This window comes from Variovorax sp. 01T439_2, from assembly GCF_056398445.1.
Map to the genome: position 1 here is coordinate 1 of NZ_JBFTPJ010001103.1, position 1,736 is coordinate 1,736.

3 protein-coding genes are annotated in these 1,736 nt (G+C 66.4%); all 3 read left to right on the forward strand.

Annotation, left to right across the window (positions count from 1 at the left end; all coding sequences use genetic code 11):
• Positions 1–63: 63 nt before the first annotated feature.
• Positions 64–978: a YicC/YloC family endoribonuclease gene (locus tag AC1DOC_RS32410; protein WP_027730611.1), complete on the forward strand. Its 915-nt coding sequence runs from the start codon at positions 64–66 to the stop codon at positions 976–978.
• A gap of 8 nt (positions 979–986) precedes the next feature.
• A complete protein-coding gene (gene gmk / locus AC1DOC_RS32415; RefSeq protein ID WP_015867099.1) occupies positions 987–1,607 on the forward strand; it encodes a guanylate kinase in 621 nt (206 codons plus the stop codon).
• A 30-nt stretch (positions 1,608–1,637) separates the two neighbouring features.
• Positions 1,638–1,736 (forward strand): DNA-directed RNA polymerase subunit omega (rpoZ, locus tag AC1DOC_RS32420; protein WP_478131414.1); only part of this gene is annotated, 99 nt, incomplete at its 3' end.

The following is a 1,736-nucleotide window of genomic DNA, read 5'->3' on the forward strand; positions in this document are numbered from 1 at the left end:
GTGCGGCAAGCGAACGCCATGCCGACGCCTCGGTGCTTGCAAGCAAAACCATAGTGAGGCGCAATGCCAGTTTACAGCATGACCGGCTATGCCAGTGGCCAGAACGGCCCCGCCGGCAGCCACTCCGAAGCCGAAGCACGGCCTGCCGCCGCGGGCCGTCTCGGGGTCGAAATCCGCTCGGTCAACAGCCGCTTCCTCGACCTCACCTTCAAGTTGCCGGAGGAACTGCGCCAGCATGAAACCGCGCTGCGCGAGCTGCTCACGGGCAAGCTCAAGCGCGGCAAGGTGGAGGTGCGCGCCGCCATCGAGAACACCGCCCAGGCGGGCGTCGTCGAGCCCTCCGTCAAGCTGCTGCAGCGGCTCAACGGCGTGCAGGACGGCATCAAGGCCTGGCTGCCCGGCGCCCGCGAACTGAGCGTGGCCGACGTGCTGCGCCTGGCCGGCGGCGACAGCGCCGCCCGCGGCGACTGGGGCGGCGACCTGCTCGAGGTGGCCGGCAAGGCGCTGGACGCGCTGATGTCGGCCCGCCAGCGCGAAGGCGCACGGCTCGCCAAGATGCTGGAAGCCCACCTGGCCCAGCTGCGCGCCCTGGTCGAGCAGGCCGGCCCGCTGATTCCGCAGCTGGTCGAGCAGCAGCGCGCACGCTTCCTGGAGCGCTGGCAGGAGGCCATGGGCCTGACCGGCGGCACCCTGCCCGAGGCCGCCCAGGACCGCGCGCTGACCGAAGCCACCGCCTTTGCCATCCGCATCGACGTGGCGGAAGAGCTCACGCGGCTGAATTCGCACCTCGACGAGATCGAGCGGCTGCTCAAGAAGGGCGGCGAAATCGGCAAGCGGCTGGACTTCCTGATCCAGGAGCTGCATCGCGAGGCCAATACACTGGGCTCCAAGTCGGCCGCGCTGGAGCTGACCCGCATCGGCGTGGACATGAAGGTGCTGATCGAGCAGATGCGCGAACAGGTACAGAACATCGAATGAGCGAGCGAATGGACTATCCAGGCAACATCTTTGTCGTGGCGGCACCCAGCGGTGCCGGCAAATCGAGCCTGGTCAAGGCGCTCATGGAGCTGGACACAGCCGTCCAGCCCTCGGTTTCCCACACCACCCGGCCACCGCGCGGGCAGGAAAAGCACGGCCGGGAGTATTTCTTTACCTCGCCCTCCGAATTCGACGCCATGATCGCGGCGGATGGGTTCGTGGAGTGGGCCCACGTGCACGGGCACCGCTACGGCACCTCCAAGAAAGCCATCGAGGAGCGCATCGCCCAGGGGGCCGACGTCATCCTGGAAATCGACTTCCAGGGCGCCATCCAGATCCGCAAGACCTTCGCCAACGCCGTGATGATCTTCATCCTGCCGCCCAGTTGGGAAGAACTGCGCTCCCGGCTGGAGCGGCGCGGCGAAGACAGCGCGGCCGTCATCGAGCTGCGCCTCAAGAATGCCGCCGAAGAGATGGCCCGGGCAGGGGAATTCGACTTCGTTATAATCAACGAGTTATTTGAGCGCGCGCTTTTCGATCTCAAGGCGATCGTCCACGCTCAGCGGCTTCGGTATTCTGCACAGCGCCGCGCACGTGCCGACACATTCGCCGCCCTGAACATCCCCTGATTTCCTGCTCACTGACCGAAAGACTCCATCATGGCCCGCATCACCGTCGAAGATTGCCTGCTTCAGATCCCCAACCGCTTCCAGCTGGTTCTGGCCGCCACCTACCGTGCGCGCATGCTGAGCCAGGGC